The organism is Holdemanella sp. (genome assembly GCF_056804935.1).
The window spans coordinates 1-2,514 of sequence record NZ_DBMEXE010000228.1 but is presented as its reverse complement, the minus strand read 5'-3'; the positions used below and the strand labels follow the sequence as shown (position 1 = coordinate 2,514).

At 35.5% G+C, this 2,514-nt stretch carries 3 protein-coding genes; all 3 read left to right on the top strand.

Annotated features, from left to right (window positions below):
• The coding region (gene tnpA, locus ACZQCL_RS08645) for an IS200/IS605 family transposase (protein ID WP_482482819.1) at positions 1–387 on the top strand (387 nt) is incomplete at its 5' end.
• Between the two features lie 23 nt (positions 388–410).
• Entirely contained in the window at positions 411–1,505 is a 1,095-nt protein-coding gene (tnpB, locus tag ACZQCL_RS08640; protein WP_482482817.1) for an IS200/IS605 family element RNA-guided endonuclease TnpB, read from the top strand.
• Positions 1,506–1,629: 124 nt separating this feature from the next.
• Entirely contained in the window at positions 1,630–2,451 is an 822-nt protein-coding gene (locus tag ACZQCL_RS08635) for a ketopantoate reductase family protein (RefSeq protein ID WP_482482821.1), read from the top strand.
• Positions 2,452–2,514 lie beyond the last annotated feature (63 nt).

The window sequence follows — 2,514 nt, the reverse complement described above, 5'->3', positions numbered from 1 at the left end:
GGAAGAGGCTATGTCTATTCTATACAGTATCATATCGTATGGTGTGTAAAGTATCGTCGTGATGTCTTGAATGGACAGGTCGCAACAAGATTAAAAGAGCTGCTGACTCAGATTTCAAAGGATAATGGTTTTCAAATTCTGGAAATGAATATGGAGGAGGATCATATCCATATGCTGATCAATTGTACGCCGCAGCATTACATTCCAAATATTATAAAAGCTATGAAGGGTGTATCGGCCAGACTCTTAATGAAAGAGTTTGGGGATGATCTAAGATCCAAGTTATGGGGTGGACATCTATGGAATCCTTCTTATTTTGTAGCTACAGTTTCTGAAAATACAGAAGAACAGATTATAGAGTATATAAGAAGTCAAAAAAGAAAATAGCGAATCAATAAGGAGAAATCATCATGGAAAAGGCATTCAAGTATCGTATGTATCCAAATAGAGAACAAAGAATATTGTTGGCTAAAACTTTTGGCTGTACTCGTTTTGTATATAATCATTACCTGGCAAAACGTAAGGATGCCTATGAAAAAGATGGAATCACATTAAGTTATTCGGCATGTGCTAAGGATCTAGTTTCTTTAAAGAAAGAATATGAATGGCTTAAGGAAGTGGATTCTGTGGCTCTACAGTCAAGTGTAAAGAATCTGGATACGGCATATATTAATTTCTTTCGAAAAAAGGCGGAATATCCTAGATTCAAATCGAAGAAGACACATCGTTATTCGTATACAACGAAATATACGAATGGAAATATTGAACTGTATGAAAATAAGGTCAAGCTTCCAAAGATTGGTCTTGTAAAGATAAAGAAAACACGAGCACCTAAAGGAAGACTATTGAGTGCAACGGTATCACAAGTACCAAGTGGAAAGTATTATGTTTCACTATGTTATACGGATGTAGAAGAAGTCTTGTTTCCACTAACATATAATGAAACAGGTATAGATCTAGGTATCAAGGATTTTATCATATTGAGTAATGGAGAAAAGGTAGAGAATCCAAAATATCTGAAGAAGTCGATTGAGAAACTGAAAAAGCTACAGAAGCAGCAGTCACGAAAAACAAAGGGCGGCCGCAACTGGATCAAAAACAGAATCAAGATCGCAAGACTTCATGAAAAGATAGCGAATCAAAGAATGGATTTTATCAACAAACTATCTACTAGAATCATTAGAGAATATGACATTATCTGCATTGAAGACTTAAAAGTAGAGAATATGCTTAAAAACCACAATCTAGCCCAGTCTATATCGGATGTATCCTGGTCAAAGTTTACAACACAGCTAGAATATAAAGCCCAGTGGTATGGAAAGGTGATCAAGAAAGTGGATACGTTCTATGCGAGCAGTCAGATCTGTCATTGTTGCGGATATAAGAATGAAGGAACAAAAGATTTAAAAGTAAGAGATTGGACCTGCCCAAAATGCCATTCAAATCATGACAGAGATGTAAATGCATCCATCAATATATTGATGCAAGGCATATTAGCAAATTAACTAAAAATAAAAAGAACCGCAGGAACTGCGGGGATAGCTTGGTAAGAAAGGTTTCGATAGAAACCTGTTCCCAAGAATCTCGTCACTTCAGTGATGAGAGGTTCAAGGCTTATCAAAGTGCGATATACAATTAAGTGTCATCGCAAGAGATGAACGAAATGAGAGATTAAAAAAGAATGGTTGTTTAATCAACAATATCATGTATCATCCTGAAGTATTAACGCCTGAAGAAGCGCATGGAGTAGATCTTCTTATTGTATGTTTAAAATACAATGCGTTGCCAGATGCTTTAGAAGATATTCAACAAATCGTAGATGAACATACTTTAGTCATGTCTTTAATGAATGGTGTGGATAGTGAACAAATCATTGGAAATCAGATTGGTATGCAGCATATGGTGTATTCATTGATTAAAGTTGCAAGTCATAAAGAAGGCTTAGGATATGTATTTGATCCAGAAACAACGATTGGAATTGTGCTAGAAGAAAATAAGGAAATCGATGAATTGTTTAGTCGAAGCAATTTACGCTATCGAACAACTTCATATATTCAGGAAGAAATATGGAGTAAGTTTCGCTTAAATGTAACTAAAAACTTACCTCAAGCCATTCTTGGAGCTGGTGTTGGATGTTACTCGGATAGTGATCATGTGAAAGCTATGCAGTCTGGATTAAAGGATGAATTAGAGGCTATCGCAAATGCGAAAGGCATAGATATGTCAAAGGCTGATCCAAGTGCTACACGTGGTAGTGCAGTGCCTAAAACGGCCAGATATTCTACACTGCAGGACTTGGATGCCAAAAGGCATACGGAAATTGATATGTTTTCGGGTGCAATAATGAAGATGGGAAAAGAATTAAATATTTCTACACCCTATAATGAATTTGTATATCATATCATCAAGGCTATGGAAGAAAAGAATGATGGTTTATTTGATTATAAATAAAGAGAAGTGAATTAATGATCACTTCTCTTCTTTTAATATATAGAATGTATTTTTACCTTTGCC

What these genes read in the sequence shown, in the direction of transcription:
- tnpB (WP_482482817.1), top strand. Translation starts at nt 411, where the DNA reads ATGGAAAAGGCATTCAAGTATCGTATGTATCCAAATAGAGAACAAAGA.